Raw genomic sequence first — 16,321 nt, 5'->3', positions numbered from 1 at the left:
TTCTGACCACCCGTGGGTATCAACTAATGCGTTATGCGATTGTCATTGAAAAAACACCGAATAACTATTCAGCTTACGCGGCCAATTTACCCGGATGTGCAGCCACAGGCGCTACCCTTGCGGAAGTACAGCAGCAAATTAAAGAAGCAATAGAATTTCACTTAGAAGGATTGCGAGAGGAAGGTTTACCGATTCCCGAACCAACTAGGCTATGTGAATATGCCGAAGCACGATAATCTCAGAAACCCGGTTTCTTTCTAGATTTCTCGTCACTCAACGCAAAACTCGTAGAAACCGGGTTTCTAGCCCCCATGCTTAAGCCATGAACTTACGCACTAATGCCAAAGAAACCGGGTTTTTTACCTAATCTGTGGGTGACAACGAAAGATTTTCGTAAAAAAACCCGGTTTCTGAGATATAGGAAAATTCGCGGGAGTAACAAATGAATCTTTATTTGGGAATAGATTTCGGCACCACGGGCGCCCGATCGACTGTCATAGACTCCCAGGGTACAATCCATTGCGAGACTGAATATACTTTTGCCAACGCGCAACAGCCGGAATTGCCCTCGGTGTGGCAAAATGCGCTGTGGGCTGTAATTGAGCAAATTCCCCCAGCAATCCGCAATCAGGTAAGGGCGATCGCCCTTGACGGCACATCCTCCACTGTCATGCTGTGCAATACCGACGGTATACCAGTATGCGAGCCGATTTTATACAATGATGCGCGCGGTGCAGCGGTGACAGAGAGGTTGCGGGCGATCGCCCCCGACAACCACACAGTAATAAGCGCTACATCGAGTCTGGCAAAACTCCTGTGGTTGCAGGAGGGCGGGCACGGGGGCACCGCCCCTACATTTTTCCTGCATCAAGCTGACTGGCTGGCCTTTCTGCTGCACGGAAAATTGGGAATTAGCGACTATCACAATGCTTTGAAACTCGGTTTCGATGTTGATACTTTGTGCTATCCGAATTGGCTGATAGAGGGAATTGCGGGCGCTGCAACTCCTGAATTGCCACAAGTTGTCGCACCGGGCACGCCTGTGGGGGAAGTGAGTGCTCAAGTGGGCGATCGCTTCGGTTTTTCCCGCGATTGTATGGTTTGTGCTGGTACAACCGATAGCATTGCCGCATTTTTAGCAAGCGGTGTCAATTTACCAGGGGAAGCAGTAACTTCTCTCGGTTCTACACTAGCAGTCAAACTGTTAAGTCATACCCGCGTAGATGATTCTAGATACGGGATTTACAGCCATAAATTAGGCGATTTGTGGTTAGTTGGAGGTGCTTCTAATACCGGAGGTGCGGTGCTGCGACACTTTTTTACTGATGTTGAGTTGGATAATTATAGCACACAAATTGATCCAGAACAAGAGAGTTTGCTGGATTATTACCCATTGTTGAAAAAGGGCGATCGTTTTCCGATTAACGACCCGAATTTGCCGCCCCGACTCGAACCGCGTCCCACTGATTCAGTGGAATTTCTGCACGGTTTGCTAGAAAGCATAGCGCGGATTGAAGCGCGGGGATATCAATTATTGCAACAATTGGGTGCAACTCCTTTGACAAAAGTTTATACTGCTGGCGGCGGGGCAAAAAATGCGGTTTGGAGTGCGATTAGAAAGCGTTATTTAAAAGTGCCTGTAGTAACGCCAATTCATACTGCTGCTGCTTATGGAAGTGCGTTATTGGCGAAGCATGGAACGCAAATTTAAAGGTGGTAAATTTGGACTGATATCGCTCTCAATTCAAACTAAAATGAGAGGAAGCAAACATTCTGATATATTGTGTTAACTTGTTATCCCTAAAAATTAAGGACAATGGCAAAGCTACCTGATGACATCCTGAACACAATTTTTACCTTGCAGCGGCGGCTAGTGGAAATCCTCAACGAGACAACCGCTACAGAATACATTTTAATGCAGCAGTTTGGCGAGACAGAAGCGACACTCCCCGAACTAGAATCCCTGGATAATATTAAGGAAAGGTTGAGAACCTCTTACAATCGTTTGTACAGGCTTTTGCAGCAGGTGGCAGAATCTCAACCCGCTGCGACTGCGGATACGTTAAACTTTCTGTATGGAACGATAGAAGACGGAGAGGCAATTGTCGATGCCTCAGCAGCAAGCATTCAAGAAATCAAAATGGATTGGAATTTACGATGAATCAACAACCTAGAATCCCCGACGCTGAAACCAGAAAGCGACACGTTGAAAAGATGCGTGAAGTCTGCCGACAGTTGGACGCTTTCAATTTGAAGTTAGATGAAGCGATTGCCATATTTGAAGCTGACAACCGCCGCCAGCGTCGAGAACGTTTGGCGGGTAAATACAGGCGTGTGGAATCTCAGGCAGTCGAATAAGATATGAGATGTGGCATCATTGTTAATAAGTCTTTTATGAACAGACAAGATGCCTGTTCCACAAAGAGTGAATTTTCTCGCTTCACAGGCATCTTGCCTGTTCTTGAGAATGGTGCAAGATGTGAGATAAGATCGATCGAGGGGCGATTCCCTACGGGAGAGTCTTGAATCATTTCTTTTGAGTCCCCTCTGTTCGGACGCAAGGTTGTGTAGTAACGGTTTTAACCGCCGACTCCTATCGGGAGTTTTCAACACTTTTTTATTACACTCGCTGCAACTTAGCTGTTCTCGGATCGATGATTTTTCGACCCAAACCCGAAAACTTAATTGCCAGATTAGTTCTCTCGCCTTCCCCCAAAACATGGGTAATTTCTCCAACTCCAAAAGCATGATGAAAAACCCGATCGCCCGTTTTCCACTCTGCCGATTGAGAATTCCCAGAATTAGCTGCTGAATTATTAGTTTTTCCCTTGGAAACAGCCGTTTTCCCCGCTTTAGTTTTCTTCGCACTTCCCGCCAGCAAATGTGTCGGCAATTCCCCTAAGAATAGCGAAGGGGTGCAGTGTTCCCGGTAGCCTCCCCAGAGGCGGCGTTCGCGAGTGTGGGTGAGAAATAGCAATTCCTGGGCGCGAGTGATGCCCACGTAGCACAAACGGCGTTCTTCTTCGATCGCTTTCGGGTCGTCCAAACTGCGGAAATTCGGGAATAAGCCCTGTTCCATTCCGACTAGAAATACTACGGGAAATTCTAACCCTTTTGCGGAGTGCAGCGTCATTAGCGATACGCGGGAATCTTCTTCCTGCAAGTCATCTAAATCGGATGCTAAAGATGCTTTTGCTAAAAACGATGTCAGCGTCGGTTCTTCGTTTTGTTCTTCAAATTGCAGCACTGCATTGTACAATTCTCTGACGTTTTCTATGCGGTTTTCTGCTTCCTCCGTTCCTTGATTTTTCAAATCTTGAATGTAGCCTGAATCTTCGATAATTCCTTGGACAATTTGCGAAGCGGGCAGGGTTTCAACTTGCGATTGCCAACGACCAATCATTTCGGCAAACTTAATAATAGCTTTTGCCGATCGCCCTGCTAGAGTATTGACAGAAGATTCATCGCTGAGGATTTCCCACAACGGAATGCCCAATTGAGTTGCAGCGTCTTCGATTTTGGAAAATGTGGTATCACCAATGCCGCGACGGGGAGTATTGATGATGCGTTTGAGGCTGACGCTATCGTCGGGATTGGCAAGCGCCCGCAGGTATGCTAGGATATCTTTGATTTCTTTGCGATCGTAAAACTTCAGCCCACCGACAATATTGTAAGGAATGTCTAAACGCATTAACGCTTCTTCAAAGGAGCGAGATTGAGCATTTGTGCGGTAGAGAATCGCAAAGTTACTGCCGTTTTCGTATTCGGAGTTTTGGCGCTTTAAGGAATGAATTTGACCTGCTACAAATTCCGCTTCATCTAATTCGTTGTCGGCGCGCCAGACAACAATCGGAGCTCCCGGTTCGCGAGTCGGGCGCAGAATTTTTTCGATCCGTTCGGTATTGTGTTCTATCAAGTGGTTCGCGACTTGCAGGATGTTTTCGCGCGATCGATAATTTTCCTCTAATTTTACCATCGTCTGAGTTTTCTCGTCAGACAAACCATCTCCAAAATCCTCTTGAAATTCCAGCAATATGGTATAATCTGCCATCCGAAAGCTGTAAATTGATTGATCGACATCGCCCACGACAAAAATCGAGCGGTTTTGCCATTTATCGAAGTTTTTCGGGTCGGCGTTATTTGTCACCAACATCCGAATCAAATCGTATTGAGTGCGGTTGGTATCTTGGTATTCGTCAACTAAAATATGGCAAAACTTTTTATGCCAGTAACTTAATACTTGCTCGTTTTGGCTCAAAAGTTTAACGGGAACGAGGATTAAGTCGTCAAAATCAAGGGCATTGTTGGCTGCTAAAGCGTCTTGATAGCGACTGTAAACATCCGCAATCACCCGACCTCGATAATCCGGTTCTGCTGCTTGGTACTCTTGAGGCGAAAAACCTTTATTTTTAGCGTTGCTGATGATATAGCGGACTTTTCGAGGGTCAAATTTCTTGTCGTCAAGGTTCAGGATTTTGGTGACGATTTGTTTAACGAGACTTTGAGCATCTGACTCGTCAAAAATCGAAAAGTTTTTTTTCCACTGGCGACCTTTTTCGTCTTGATATTTCTCTATGTCGTAGCGGAGAATGCGGCCGCACAAAGAGTGAAAAGTCCCCATCCAAATGTGTTTGGTAATTCTTTGGTAAATTTGCGATCGCAATTTCGTTTGCACATCCGGTGCTAAGTCTACCAAAGGTTTGCCATATTCCGCTTCAGCTTGCTGAGTTGCCAGCAATTTCTCAATTCTTTCTTTCATCTCCCTGGCGGCTTTATTTGTAAATGTCACCGCCAGAATATTTTCGGGATCGACTCGATGGGTGCGAACTAAGTTAGCAACTCGGTAAGTTAGAGCTCTGGTTTTGCCGGAACCAGCGCCCGCTACTACTAACAGCGGCCCGTTATAATGGGCGACTGCTTGGCGCTGAGATGGGTTGAGGTGGCTGAGGAAATCAGTGGTTTGAGTCATAGCTAGAAAGTTAGTTTAATTTTTTAAGGGGTAAATAATACTTGGTATGCGATACCGCGAGTTCTTTTAACCTAATGTGTACCTAGCGCACCCTATATTATAACTAGAATGGTAATTTTTAAAACTTTAAATATTTTTGGAGCCAGCGAGTTGTTTCAGGTAAGGTGCTGGGCGCGCACGCTACACAATAACTAGATAGGTAATTGTTTTTAACGTTTAAATATCCGTGTCAGCCAAATTGCTGCTAATATTCCCAAGCCAATCCAAATGGCAATAATAACAACAGCGGCAGCCCTATTTATCGGTTTCCCTCGATCTATTTCTGCGGCTGCTTTTTCCCGACACTCTGCTAAAACCTGTGGCGGAATCATCTTCAGTACCAGCCAAATTCCCAAGGGTACAATTATCAAATCGTCCAAGTAGCCGAGAATTGGTATGAAATCGGGAATTAAGTCGATCGGGCTAAAAGCATAGGCCACCGTAAGCCCTGCTAAAATTATGGCGTACCAAGGTACTCTCTGGTCTGTACTGGTTAAATAAACCGCGTAAGTCTCTTTTTTTAGTCGGGGGGCAACTTGTTTTAAGCATTGCATATAATGACTAATCACTAATACTTTTTTTAGTTACTAAAAATGTAACAACCCGGATATTTAGCACTTTCAGTGGGAAGGTAAAGTATAGCATCTGTTGTATGTGAGGAGAATCAAGTTTATGAATTCAAATTTGCAACGTGGCGATCGCATTAATTTCCGCAGTCTGGTAACAGCGTTGTGTTTAACCTTAACTCTCGTTAGTTTTGTGAGATTAGATCCGGCGGTGGCTCAAGAACAGCGGATCAGAACGCTGAGTGTTACTGGGCGGGGTGTGGAAGCGATTCCCACAACCCAAACGCAAGTGCGGCTGGGGGTTGAGGTGCAGGGGAAAACGGCTGCCGAGGTGCAGCAGGAAGCGGCGAGGCGATCGTCCGCTGTGGTAGAGTTGCTGCGATCGCGCCAAGTCGAAAAACTCGAAACTGCCGGCATCACCCTCAATCCCATTTATAACTACGACAACAACCAACAGCGCTTGACAGGTTATACGGCGACGAATACCGTCAGTTTTCGGATTAATACTGCATCTGCCGGCACTTTGCTCGACGATGCGGTGAATGCCGGAGCCACACGCATCGACGGCGTGAGTTTTGCCGCCACCGAAAGTGCGATCGAATCTGCTCGAAAACAAGCACTCAAAAAAGCCACTCAAGATGCTCAAGCGCAAGCGGATGCAGTCTTTAGCGCCCTCAACCTGAAGCGGGGAGAGATTCTGGGCATTCAAGTCAACGGTGCGATCGCGCCGCCTCCTATGTATCGGCAATTGGCTGGTGCTCGCATGGCTGCTGCTGACGCTACAACGCCTGTGGTGGGGGGGGAACAGCAGGTAGAAGCTTCTGTGACTTTGCAATTTGGATATTAATAATATAGTTAGGGGTTGAACTGGCCACCTCAGCTTGACCCTAACTATTTCTCGATTTATCAAGCAGCTTTTTCTACAAAAAACTTTAGCCGTTTTAACCACTTCTGCCAGTAGTCTAGAAACGAAATCTCTCCTTCTTCAGGGGGAGAGTTCCTCAATAAATAGACTCTCTGTTAAACCGTAGGCGATCGCATTCCTCATACACAGAAAAGAGTGGACTCTTTTCTCAGATCCACTCTTTGTTAAACTCTCTTAGCCCTAGCTTTAACAAGCTAGAGTTAAGTCCTTACTTTACCTAGTCCTTAATGATTCTCTTGTCATGAATGACCACTTGATCCTTGAGTTTAGGAGTGCCGGAGATGTGAATATCCGTATCCATATTTTCCTCGGTGGATTCGGCTAGATATTGGGCAGATGACTTAAAATCGTGCGCTGCACGTTTAGCAGATTCGGCTGCATTTTGGGCCGATGAGTTAAAACCATGCCCTGCACCTTGAGGAGATGGGGTTGCATTTTGGGCAGAGGACCTAAAATCAGGCACTGGAGGTTTAGCAGATTCGGCTGCATTTTGGGCAGATGATTTAAAATCATGCGCTGCATCTTTAGCAGATTCGGTTGCATTTTGGGCAGATGACTTAACATCCTGCTTAACATCCTGCGCTGCACGTTTAGCAGATTCTGCAGCATTTTGGGCAGATGACTTAACATCCTGCGCTGCAACTTTGGCAGATTCAGCGGCGCTTTGAGCAGATGACTTCATTGATTCCGCTGCACTCTTACCAGATGACTTAAGCGATTCGGCTGCGCTTTTTATAGATGGCTCAACTGCTTTCGCTGTATCTTTTACAGTCGATCTCAGATCCTTAGTTGCCCCCTCAATTTCCTGAGCTACAGCTTTGGCAGAAGGCTTAACTTCATCAGCAGTACTCTTAATAGAATCCGCTGCACTTTGTATAGAAGGCTTGATACCTTCGACTGTCTGCTTGACTGAATCTTTTACTTCTCTAATCGTAGGTTTGACTTCCTCGGATGCGCTCTTGACTGCATCTACTACAGAAGGCTTGGCTTCCTTAACTGTCCGATCGACAGATTCGGCTATACTTTTAATCGAAGGCTTGGTTTCCTCAACAGTCTCCTTGACTGCTTCTGCTGTAGCTTTGATAGATGGTTTAACTTCCTCAGCCGTTTCCTTTACGACTGTCCCTAGGTCTTCTACAGTGTGTGTAATACCGTCTGCTACAGCGTGTGCTGCATCCCCTAAATTATCTACAGCACGGTTAACAGTATCAGCAGTACCTTTACCAATCATAGCGCCAGCAACTGAGCCTGCTACAGCACCAACAATGCCTCCAGAGCGAGCACCGAGTATACCACCGACTGCTGCTCCAGCTATCCTCGCACCAAGGCCTGAGCCTGATGATTGCTCTTCCTTTGATTCTGAATTTTCGTTAGTCTGAGCCTGAAGCTGCGCGTTTTCGCTATTGTCAACATTCTTTTCCTGGAAGTCAGGATTGGCTTCAGGTTGGTTAAAAGGCTGCTTATTATCAGTCATAGATATCCTTGGGTATTACTGTTACATTTACTAGGCTAACTATATACTTCTCAGAAAATCTACTGCCTGAGAACTAGATTTGGACTGTTACTTAAGAAGTAGATTCTTAAAGGTATTGACCGCTAGCGCGGTAGCGGCTCGCAGGGTAAGCTCATCTAATTTGGTATAAATTGTACTTGACAAAAAGGGCAAGATATAAAGGAATATCCTGTCAATAGCGGTTCTTTTTAACTCATTTGAGATATTTTGACGATGGGCAGACAACGAGCGAAAATAACTCATGTATACAGAGTTGTTAAGAGATTAAGTATTGATATGTAAAACTAAGGAAAGTTTATGAAATATCTATTATAATGACAGGTGTAAATGCTTAATAAGTATTGGATTAAAAAGTTGATTGTCGATTATAAATTAACGTTTAAAAAAAATAAAACTATATTTGTTATAAAAAATAATCATAATAAATGATTTAATTAACAGATTTGTTTTGTAGACGTTGCTGATTTACGGTAGGAAAGGCTAAATATGCAAGCCAGAGAAACCAGTATCCACAAAGCTTCGTGATTTTCAACTTATTTTTTTCATACCCTGATTAAGCAAGGCCAGATTTTGGAGTGATCTAACTCACGAGGAGAGCTCTTTGAACAGCAACTTGACCGCTTTAGCCGCCAGAGGCGATCGCACTTACGTGTAATTGGGCAGAAGTTCGATCGCCCCCTAACTTTTAGCGTGACATACGGCACTTTGCCGTATATAATGGATAAATGAGATAAACCGTATTTTGTATGACTAAAACTACTAAATCGGAACCGTCAGCCCGATTGGAGGCTCGTATCAGTCCAGAGATTAAAGCCCTTTGGCAAAAAGCCGCTGACTTAGAAGGACGTACATTAACAGATTTCGTCATCGCCAGCGTTCAAGCAGTCGCTTCCAAAGTTATTGAACAGCACCAAAGACTGAAACTTGACCTTGACGACAGCGAGGCTTTCGTAAATGCCCTCCTGAATCCAACCCAGCCGAATCAAGCTCTCAAAGCAGCAGCCTTGCGCTACAAACAAGTGATGGGCGATGGTACTCACAATTGAACTCTTAGATAGCAGCAGACATCACAGAGAGCTTTTTTGTTGTGGACAAGATAGTTTGGACAACTACATCCGTAAACAAGCTTCTCAGGATCTCAAAAAGAAAGTCGCAATCGTATTCGTTTTAGTGGAGTCTCCAAACACTGATGTGATTGCCTATTATACGCTTTCTGCATACACCATTGAACTCGCAGATTTGAATGAATCTTTTGCAAAAAAGCTGCCCCGCTATCCCCTTCTACCTGCTACATTGCTAGGTCGTTTGGCAGTCGATCGTACTTATCAAGGTCAACATCTCGGCGAGTTGATTCTGATAGATGCTTTGAGAAAAGCACTCTTGGCAACTGCACAAGTTGCATCTCTCGCTGTCATTGCAGAAGCTCTGGATGAGCCAGCAGCCAATTTCTATCAAAAATATGGTTTTCAAAAGTTTAAACAAAACCCGATGAAGCTTTATCTACCAATGAAATCGGTTGAAGAACTTTGTCAAACTTCTAACATTTAGTTGATTTTGTTAAAAACCGATCGCCAATCCCACTCTCCAACCCCGCCACCGCAGACGCGCGATCGCACTTACCTGTAATTGGGCTAAGCTCGATCGCCCCCAACAAACTCAACACAATCCAATTACTACCGGATCAGCGCTCAAAGTACCCGATATCGACTACAGTAAACACAAAATATTATTGGCGGTGATTTGAGTGATTGAGACTTTAGCAACAGGAATCGCAGCAGCCGGTTCGCTGCTAGCATTGGGCGGATTGGGCCTAGAGTTGAACTATCGCCGGACTGGGAGTGCAAATAAACTAGAACTAACAGCCGGAGAATGGCACTTAGCCATCTCCGAACCCAACCGCTATCTTTTAGTCGGGGAAATGGAGTTCCGCAACCTGACACAGCGGTTTGAGATTATGTTGCCGGAAGTGCGGGCACAAGTGAAACTGCTGTCAGACGGAAGTTTGGATGGCGTTACCTCCGAGACAAAGGTGATTCCTTGCCACAAAGACGCAGCAGCCAGAGCAGACGATTACTGGTTCGGCTATATTGTTAAAGCCCAAAAAAACACGAAAATTAAAGTTTCTGTAGACATTCAAGGGCAAGATTTAACCAAATTGCAGTCAGCTTGGGTGCAAGTACATTACGTCACCTACGGCCCGGGCGGCCGCATCCCCAAAGTCCGTAACGTAGTAGTTCCCCTGCAATTTCCCAACTCGGAGACAGTACCTAATGCCCGAAATGTAGGAGTTGCCGAAGTTTTGCCGATTCGCACCCACATCCTGACGGAATTGGACAATCCCGTCGAAATTGTCAAGCGGTACGTGCTGCCACGCGCCCAGAAAGGCGATATTGTCGCCCTCGCAGAGACTCCCTTGGCTTTGATGCAGGGACGCTATCGCCATCCCAGCGAAGTCAAACCCGGATGGGCGGCAAAGCGAGTGTGCTTGTTTTTCTTGCCGATGTCGAGTTTGGCCACGGCTTGCGGGATGCAGACGTTGGTTGATGTAGTAGGCCCTTGGCGCGTAGTCGCAGCATTTGCGATCGGCGCTGTGGCTAAAATATTCGGTAAACCGGGAGTCTTTTACCAACTTGCAGGGGAACAAGCCAGACTGATTGACGACGTTACCGGGACTTTGCCTCCCTTCGACCAATTTATTGTCCTAGGCCCGGACAATCCCCAGCAAGTTGTAGAAGAAATTCAACGAGAAACCGGACTTGCGGCGGCGATCGTAGACGCTAATGACTTGAAAGCAGTTAAGATATTAGCAGCGACCTCCGATTTATCGGTAACATTCTTAGAGCAAGCCTTGCGAAGCAACCCCGCCGGGAATGCTGACGAGCGCACACCAGTCGTTGTAATTCGACCTCTGCCACAAAAATCTTGAGTTGAAAACAGAAAATTAAAAATTCAAAAAGATGATTTGCAATTTTTAATTTTCGATCGAGCAAGAAAGGGAGAAGAATCAAAAGTTATAAGTTTTGAACTCAAAATTTACCCATTCAAAACTCAAAACTTCTCTAACTCTTCCCCTTTCTGAATTTTTATTTTTAAATTTCCATTCTCCACTTTTATGCTATGACTTCATTTCCCTCCCAAAACCAAAACCAGGTTGTGATTCGCCCGTTTCAGTATCGCGACATCGAGGTGATGGAACAACTGTGCGCGGAAACAGCCGAAGAGCCAGAAAACCGCAAGGGCGCAAGCTGCGACGTGGTACTAGGTAGAAAGTTGCAGCAGATACGTCGCTGGTACGGACTACTAAAGATTTTTAGCTTGTTTCCCAACCCCTGTCAGTCCCTGTTCCGGGCCCACGTTGCCGAAGAAGAGGGGAAAGTTAAGGGCATAATTCAGATTTCTCCTTTCAACCGCACCCGCAGCACTTGGCGGATCGATCGCATAGGAGTAGACCCGGAAGCCCGCAGCAAAGGAATTGGTTCCATGCTGCTGCGGTACTGCTTTGAGGCAGTCTGGGAGGCGCGGACGTGGCTGTTGGAAGTGAATGTCGGCGACAAAACTTCCTTGGCTTTGTATCGGCAAAACGGGTTTCAGCCTTTGGCCCAGATGACTTACTGGACGATCGCCCCAGAACGCCTGCAAGAAATGGCTTCCTCGACGCCAGATTTGCCCAACCTGCTGCCGGTGAGCAACGCCGACGCTCAGTTGCTATACCAACTGGATACCGCGTCTATGCCGCCCCTGGTGCGCCAAGTATTCGATCGGCACATTCAAGATTTCAAAACCAGTTTTTTCGGCGCTTTAGTCGAAGGTGTCAGACAGTGGCTGGCCAAAACCGAGGTAGTCAGCGGTTACGTGTTTGAACCGCAGCGCAAAGCCGCGATCGGCTATTTTCAGGTGCAGCTATCCCGCAACGGCCAGCAACCGCACGTCGCCCAGTTGACTGTACACCCGGCCTACACTTGGCTTTACCCGGAACTGCTGTCTCAGATGGCGCGCCTTGTTCAAGATTTCCCGATTCAAAGCCTGCAACTGGCTTCCGCTGACTATCAGCCGGAACGGGAAGCTTATTTAGAGCAATTTGGAGCTGTGCGCGTGGAACACAGTTTGCTGATGTCTCGATCGGTGTGGCACAAATTGCGCGAGTCCAAGTTGGTCTCTCTCGAAGGACTCCAGCTATCAGAAATGCTGCAAAGCTTCCAGCCAACTCGCAAACCCGTACCGGGCCGGATGTCCTGGCTCGGCCCGATGGCTGGGGAAGCAGCAGCAGGGCCCGCATCCTCCGAGATAAAACCCCTCTTGACTGACTCAGGAAACAGCCAAACGAATCAAGTTAACCCCTTGAACTTCCAAAATTCCGAATCCTCGGCAACAGATAGCAGCAGCATTTTGCCTCTAAAATTGCCCGAATTGCCTCTAGACGAAGGCTCCCAAGACAAAAGTTAATACTTAATAGTTAAAAGCAGAAGGTAAAAGGTAGAAGGCAGAAAAAAAGAGAATTAATCATCAAAGAAATTCCTTTTTTCTGTCATAATTCCAAAACCTCCCTTCTGCTTTTAATCTTTTAATTATTAATATCAACCTAAGATTACCTATCTTATTCTTACTTTCTTCACTTCTTCCTTCGCGTCCTTCGCGTCTTCGCGGTTCGTTAAATAAGATTATTTCCGCAAAAAAATAGTAAATCTAAAATCTAAAATCTAAAATCTAAAATCTAAAATTGAATGTCCAACGATAAATTATGGATTTCAGCACTGGGATTAGATATCGGCCTCAAACGAGTCGGCATCGCCGGATGTGACGGCACCGGTTTAATAGCTACGGGAATTACAACACTGGTACGATCGTCCTTCGATCGAGACGTAGCTTATCTCCGAGAACTCGTGCGAGAGCGGAGAGTGCAAATTTTAGTGGCAGGCTTGCCCTACTCCCTGAGCGGAGAATTGGGTGCTCAAGCCCGACAGGTGCAGAAATATGCCAATCGCATCGCCACAGCCTTAGAGCTCCCCCTAGAGTACGTGGACGAGCGCCTGACTTCGGTTGAGGCAGAGGAATTGATGAAAACACAAGGGATTTCGGTGTCGCAAAATAAGGGTGCGATCGATCGCAAAGCAGCAGCCCTGATTTTGCAGCAGTGGCTAGACGAACGGAGGCAAAATATCTCCGCCCTTCCCAATCCTTGATAGCTGGTAACAAAGGCGTGATATCCTGGTTGTGCAAGTTTGCTACGCACACCTGTAACCCTTGACAAACTGGAGAAAATTCTGCTGTACCCTCGGTACTGAAGAAGCACAAAATCGTGATTTGTCCTCAGTGTCGCTTGCTGACTCGACTGAGATTTAAACGCTGCACTCGGAGCCTGTCGAAAAGGCAGCGAGTCTCGCGGTTTAAGCTGGTGGACTGGCGATCGCCCATTTAGCCAGAATATCGCCACGAAAATTCCCAATTGTCAAGCCAACGTTACTGAATTATTGACGGAAAACTAAGATACACGCGATGTCCTCATCCCCATACCGCAAAAAAGAGAATGGCAATTCCAACGAAGAGTCCGTCACCTTGACGGATGAAGTTGGGCGATCGCTAACTTGCAACATAGAATATTCTATGAACCTAGAAGGTCAAGAATACGCTTTGCTGCTTCCAATTGACTCACCCGTAGAAATTTTTACCTGGCAGGGAGACGAGACGGACGAAGCAGCAATTCCTGTAGAAGACGAGACCGAAATTGACAAAATTTTTGAGACTGCTAAAGTTGTCCTGCAAGAGCAGAACTTGACGCTCCGACGCACAGCGGTGACGCTGACTGTAGTTGGCGAATTGCCGGAATTTCCCGAAGAGGATATGGCATCCGATGTCGATCCTGATGAGGAGTCGGAGTTCGAGGAGCTGATGTGGCTGACCAGTTTCTACCACGAAGAACAGGAATATGCGATTTATACGCCTCTAGACCCGTTCTTTATCTTGGCTAGAATGGATGATGACGGCAAGCCAGAATTGCTCTCGGAAGAGGAGTTCCAAAGGCTGGAACCGATGTTACCTATGCTGGAAGACCAGTTTTTTGACGAGCTTGATTAGATATGAATTGCAGGCAAAAAACCTGATGGCAAAAAGCAGAATTTTTTACTATTTTATAAAACAGTAAACTGCTCGCCCGATCGAACTTTTTCGAGGTGGCAGCTTCTGCCTTCGCGATCGGGCTTTTGAATTGGGCCGCGTGGATTGGGTCTTTTAAAGGGCTTGTATTCGTAACTTTTCGGTCATCAATCGCAGGTCATCAGTCATTAGTCGCTAGTTAACCGCCGCTTATCCAGGACAACGGACTATGAATAAAGAACAAATGACAAAAGGCAGCGCGCGCGAGAGCCGAAAAGGTACTCCGCAAGTCTCTAAATGGTTGTTTTATCTGGCTTTGCTGCCGGTAATCTGGGGAGTTTGCGCTTGGCAAGGCTGGGCTTGGTGGAGCTGGGCTTCGGCGCCTCCTAAAATAGCTGAAACGTCAACTTCCACGGCAGAGGAGGATGCTGTTTCTATCCAAATCCCGGAGGGTACTCCCAGTCAAAAAATCGGCCGGGATTTAGAGGCTGCGGGGTTGATTCGATCGAGCTCGGCATGGAATATGTGGGCCCGCTGGATGACTCTGCAAAACCGCGAGGGAGGTTTTCAAGCAGGAACTTACCAACTGTCGCCGACTCAGCCTCTGAGTGCAGTTGCTGACAAAATTTGGAAGGGCGAAGTCGCACAGCAGAGTTTCACGATTCCCGAAGGGTGGTCGCTGCAACAAATGAGCACTTATTTTGAAGCGCAAGGCTTTTTTCCGGCTAAAGAGTTTATGGCGGTCGCGAGTCAAATTCCTTACGCTCAATACCCTTGGCTGCCGAGCGGATTGCCTCATTTGGAAGGTTTTTTGTACCCGGATACTTATCAGCTAGACGGCGATAGAATTACTCCTCAAGCTGCGATCGCACAAATGCTCACCCGTTTCGAGCAGACAGCTTTGCCGGTATATCAAAAAAATCAGAATAATACAACGCTATCTCTCAAAGAATGGGTGACTTTGGCCAGTATTGTAGAAAAAGAAGCTGTGGTTGCTTCCGAGCGGAACCGCATTTCTGGAGTGTTCAACAACCGTCTGAAAAAGGGTATGGCGTTGGGATCTGACCCGACAGTTGAATACGCTCTCGGTATCAGGCAAACTAAGGAAAAGCCTCTGACTTTTAAGCAAGTAGAAACGCCTTCTCCTTACAATACTTATATAAATCCAGGACTACCCCCAACTCCGATCGCATCTCCGGGAATAGCAAGTTTGGAGGCGACTCTGACTCCAGAAAATACAGAATACCTGTATTTTATGGCGCGGTATGACGGCACTCACATTTTCAGTCGCACTCTGGCCGAACACAATGCTGCTGTGGCTCAAGTTGACCAAAAAGTGCGATCGGGTCAATAGATGGGCAATGACTAATAAAAAAGTAAAAAGTCAAAAGTAACCCAGGAAAAGCAATAATTATTCACTTTTGATTTTTTACTTTTTCAATCTTTAACTCCCAATTTCTTATTTCTCAATCTAAAATCTAAAATCTAAAATCTAAAATCATTATGACTTGGGGTAAATTACTACAGCCTGACTTAGTTCTAGGCGATTCAGTCATGAAGTTAACGGCTGATATTCTGCAGAAATATCAGATAAAAGGATTAGTATTGGATGTGGACGAAACTCTGGTTCCCATTACGGCAATGAATGCTTCTCCTGAACTCAGCTTGTGGGTACAAGAAATTAAACCGGTGGTATCCCTATGGTTGGCGAGCAATAATTTAAGTCAAAATCGGATCGGTCGAATTGCTGAGTCTTTGAATTTACCATACATCACTGGTGCGGCTAAACCGTCCCGCCGCAAGTTGCGAACAGCAGTGACGGCGATGAATTTGCCGGTGGAACAGGTGGCGATGGTGGGCGATCGACTTTTTACTGATGTTTTAGCAGGCAATCGTTTGGGTATGTTCACTATTTTAGTGGAACCAATGGTTGATGCTGGGTATGCGCTTCGCAAGTATCCGGTGCGCTCTTTTGAAGTTTGGGTTTCTCAAGCTTTGGGGGCTTCTCTGAAAATTAAAGATTAGTCATTAGTCATTAATGCGGAGGGGGGGTTTATAAATATCCAGGACGTGAATCATAGAAGTTGGTGAACCCGCCCCTACAGTATTTGTTATAATCAACTAGACATTTCCCGAAAAGCCAGCTTTGAACAGGCAGGATGCCTGTTCCACAATAATAATTATTGGAGATGTCTACTGGAAATGATATTATCACTAAT

16 protein-coding genes are annotated in these 16,321 nt (G+C 46.1%); 13 read left to right on the top strand and 3 right to left on the bottom strand.

The genetic code is table 11. The features are described 5' to 3' along the window. Positions 1-26: 26 nt before the first annotated feature. The 4 genes from QT973_RS13000 to QT973_RS12985 all read left to right on the top strand — a co-directional run bounded on the left by QT973_RS13000 (position 27) and on the right by QT973_RS12985 (position 2,358). Complete coding sequence (locus QT973_RS13000) at positions 27-236, top strand: type II toxin-antitoxin system HicB family antitoxin (RefSeq protein ID WP_333391469.1); 210 nt, start codon at positions 27-29, stop codon at positions 234-236. Positions 237-442: 206 nt separating this feature from the next. Continuing rightward, positions 443-1,711 (top strand): FGGY-family carbohydrate kinase, encoded by a 1,269-nt coding sequence (locus QT973_RS12995; protein ID WP_333391467.1) that lies wholly within the window; start codon positions 443-445, stop codon positions 1,709-1,711. Between the two features lie 105 nt (positions 1,712-1,816). Continuing rightward, the gene (locus QT973_RS12990; RefSeq protein ID WP_333107528.1) at positions 1,817-2,161 is read left to right on the top strand and encodes a hypothetical protein; all 345 of its coding nucleotides are present in this window, start codon (positions 1,817-1,819) and stop codon (positions 2,159-2,161) included. Continuing rightward, positions 2,158-2,358 (top strand): hypothetical protein, encoded by a 201-nt coding sequence (locus QT973_RS12985; protein WP_333305297.1) that lies wholly within the window; start codon positions 2,158-2,160, stop codon positions 2,356-2,358. The genes QT973_RS12990 and QT973_RS12985 overlap by 4 nt, the downstream gene beginning before the upstream one ends. 262 nt (positions 2,359-2,620) lie before the next feature. On the opposite strand, the gene pcrA is transcribed toward QT973_RS12985, so the two are convergent. After that, entirely contained in the window at positions 2,621-4,969 is a 2,349-nt protein-coding gene (gene pcrA, locus QT973_RS12980; protein WP_333209277.1) for a DNA helicase PcrA, read from the bottom strand. Positions 4,970-5,178: 209 nt separating this feature from the next. Then, positions 5,179-5,562: a YkvA family protein gene (locus QT973_RS12975; RefSeq protein WP_333051537.1), complete on the bottom strand. Its 384-nt coding sequence runs from the start codon at positions 5,560-5,562 to the stop codon at positions 5,179-5,181. A 118-nt stretch (positions 5,563-5,680) separates the two neighbouring features. On the opposite strand from QT973_RS12975, the gene QT973_RS12970 reads away from it, so the two are divergent. Beyond that, complete coding sequence (locus QT973_RS12970; protein ID WP_333051540.1) at positions 5,681-6,421, top strand: SIMPL domain-containing protein; 741 nt, start codon at positions 5,681-5,683, stop codon at positions 6,419-6,421. Positions 6,422-6,716: 295 nt separating this feature from the next. Here QT973_RS12970 and QT973_RS12965 read toward each other — a convergent pair whose 3' ends face one another. Beyond that, positions 6,717-7,973 (bottom strand): hypothetical protein, encoded by a 1,257-nt coding sequence (locus QT973_RS12965; protein ID WP_333231294.1) that lies wholly within the window; start codon positions 7,971-7,973, stop codon positions 6,717-6,719. A gap of 785 nt (positions 7,974-8,758) precedes the next feature. Between QT973_RS12965 and QT973_RS12960 the strand changes: the two genes are divergently transcribed. From QT973_RS12960 to QT973_RS12925, 8 genes are all read left to right on the top strand, one after another. Further along, entirely contained in the window at positions 8,759-9,058 is a 300-nt protein-coding gene (locus tag QT973_RS12960) for a DUF1778 domain-containing protein (RefSeq protein WP_333051545.1), read from the top strand. Next, entirely contained in the window at positions 9,042-9,560 is a 519-nt protein-coding gene (locus QT973_RS12955) for a GNAT family N-acetyltransferase (protein ID WP_333051548.1), read from the top strand. Before QT973_RS12960 ends, QT973_RS12955 begins: the two co-directional genes overlap by 17 nt. A 196-nt stretch (positions 9,561-9,756) precedes the next feature. Beyond that, complete coding sequence (locus tag QT973_RS12950) at positions 9,757-10,938, top strand: F420-0:Gamma-glutamyl ligase (protein ID WP_333051551.1); 1,182 nt, start codon at positions 9,757-9,759, stop codon at positions 10,936-10,938. A gap of 191 nt (positions 10,939-11,129) precedes the next feature. Further along, on the top strand, positions 11,130-12,455 hold the full coding sequence (locus QT973_RS12945; RefSeq protein ID WP_333051554.1) for a GNAT family N-acetyltransferase: 1,326 nt from the start codon (positions 11,130-11,132) through the stop codon (positions 12,453-12,455). Between the two features lie 278 nt (positions 12,456-12,733). Beyond that, the gene (gene ruvX / locus QT973_RS12940; RefSeq protein ID WP_333051557.1) at positions 12,734-13,192 is read left to right on the top strand and encodes a Holliday junction resolvase RuvX; all 459 of its coding nucleotides are present in this window, start codon (positions 12,734-12,736) and stop codon (positions 13,190-13,192) included. Positions 13,193-13,505: 313 nt separating this feature from the next. Then, positions 13,506-14,084, top strand: a complete 579-nt coding sequence (locus QT973_RS12935) for a DUF3727 domain-containing protein (protein ID WP_333051560.1) — start codon at positions 13,506-13,508, stop codon at positions 14,082-14,084. A 247-nt stretch (positions 14,085-14,331) separates the two neighbouring features. Continuing rightward, positions 14,332-15,456: an endolytic transglycosylase MltG gene (gene mltG / locus QT973_RS12930; RefSeq protein ID WP_333051563.1), complete on the top strand. Its 1,125-nt coding sequence runs from the start codon at positions 14,332-14,334 to the stop codon at positions 15,454-15,456. Positions 15,457-15,605: 149 nt separating this feature from the next. Then, positions 15,606-16,127, top strand: a complete 522-nt coding sequence (locus tag QT973_RS12925) for a YqeG family HAD IIIA-type phosphatase (protein WP_333051566.1) — start codon at positions 15,606-15,608, stop codon at positions 16,125-16,127. The last annotated feature ends 194 nt before the right edge of the window (positions 16,128-16,321 follow it).

Source organism: Microcoleus sp. Z1_A1 (assembly GCF_036700305.1).
In the GTDB taxonomy this organism is placed as follows: Bacteria; Cyanobacteriota; Cyanobacteriia; order Cyanobacteriales; family Microcoleaceae; genus Microcoleus.
Note: the sequence above shows the minus strand (reverse complement) of the source record. Positions and strands in the feature narration are given on the sequence as shown.

Bases quoted from the DNA above. Each gene is read 5' to 3' on its own strand.
- QT973_RS12995 (WP_333391467.1), top strand. From the start codon at position 443: ATGAATCTTTATTTGGGAATAGATTTCGGCACCACGGGCGCCCGATCG.
- QT973_RS12935 (WP_333051560.1), top strand. From the start codon at position 13,506: ATGTCCTCATCCCCATACCGCAAAAAAGAGAATGGCAATTCCAACGAA.
- QT973_RS12925 (WP_333051566.1), top strand. From the start codon at position 15,606: ATGACTTGGGGTAAATTACTACAGCCTGACTTAGTTCTAGGCGATTCA.
- QT973_RS12990 (WP_333107528.1), top strand. From the start codon at position 1,817: ATGGCAAAGCTACCTGATGACATCCTGAACACAATTTTTACCTTGCAG.
- QT973_RS12955 (WP_333051548.1), top strand. From the start codon at position 9,042: ATGGTACTCACAATTGAACTCTTAGATAGCAGCAGACATCACAGAGAG.
- mltG (WP_333051563.1), top strand. From the start codon at position 14,332: ATGAATAAAGAACAAATGACAAAAGGCAGCGCGCGCGAGAGCCGAAAA.
- QT973_RS13000 (WP_333391469.1), top strand. From the start codon at position 27: ATGCGTTATGCGATTGTCATTGAAAAAACACCGAATAACTATTCAGCT.
- pcrA (WP_333209277.1), bottom strand. From the start codon at position 4,969: ATGACTCAAACCACTGATTTCCTCAGCCACCTCAACCCATCTCAGCGC.
- QT973_RS12960 (WP_333051545.1), top strand. From the start codon at position 8,759: ATGACTAAAACTACTAAATCGGAACCGTCAGCCCGATTGGAGGCTCGT.
- QT973_RS12945 (WP_333051554.1), top strand. From the start codon at position 11,130: ATGACTTCATTTCCCTCCCAAAACCAAAACCAGGTTGTGATTCGCCCG.
- QT973_RS12970 (WP_333051540.1), top strand. From the start codon at position 5,681: ATGAATTCAAATTTGCAACGTGGCGATCGCATTAATTTCCGCAGTCTG.
- ruvX (WP_333051557.1), top strand. From the start codon at position 12,734: ATGTCCAACGATAAATTATGGATTTCAGCACTGGGATTAGATATCGGC.
- QT973_RS12965 (WP_333231294.1), bottom strand. From the start codon at position 7,973: ATGACTGATAATAAGCAGCCTTTTAACCAACCTGAAGCCAATCCTGAC.
- QT973_RS12975 (WP_333051537.1), bottom strand. From the start codon at position 5,562: ATGCAATGCTTAAAACAAGTTGCCCCCCGACTAAAAAAAGAGACTTAC.
- QT973_RS12985 (WP_333305297.1), top strand. From the start codon at position 2,158: ATGAATCAACAACCTAGAATCCCCGACGCTGAAACCAGAAAGCGACAC.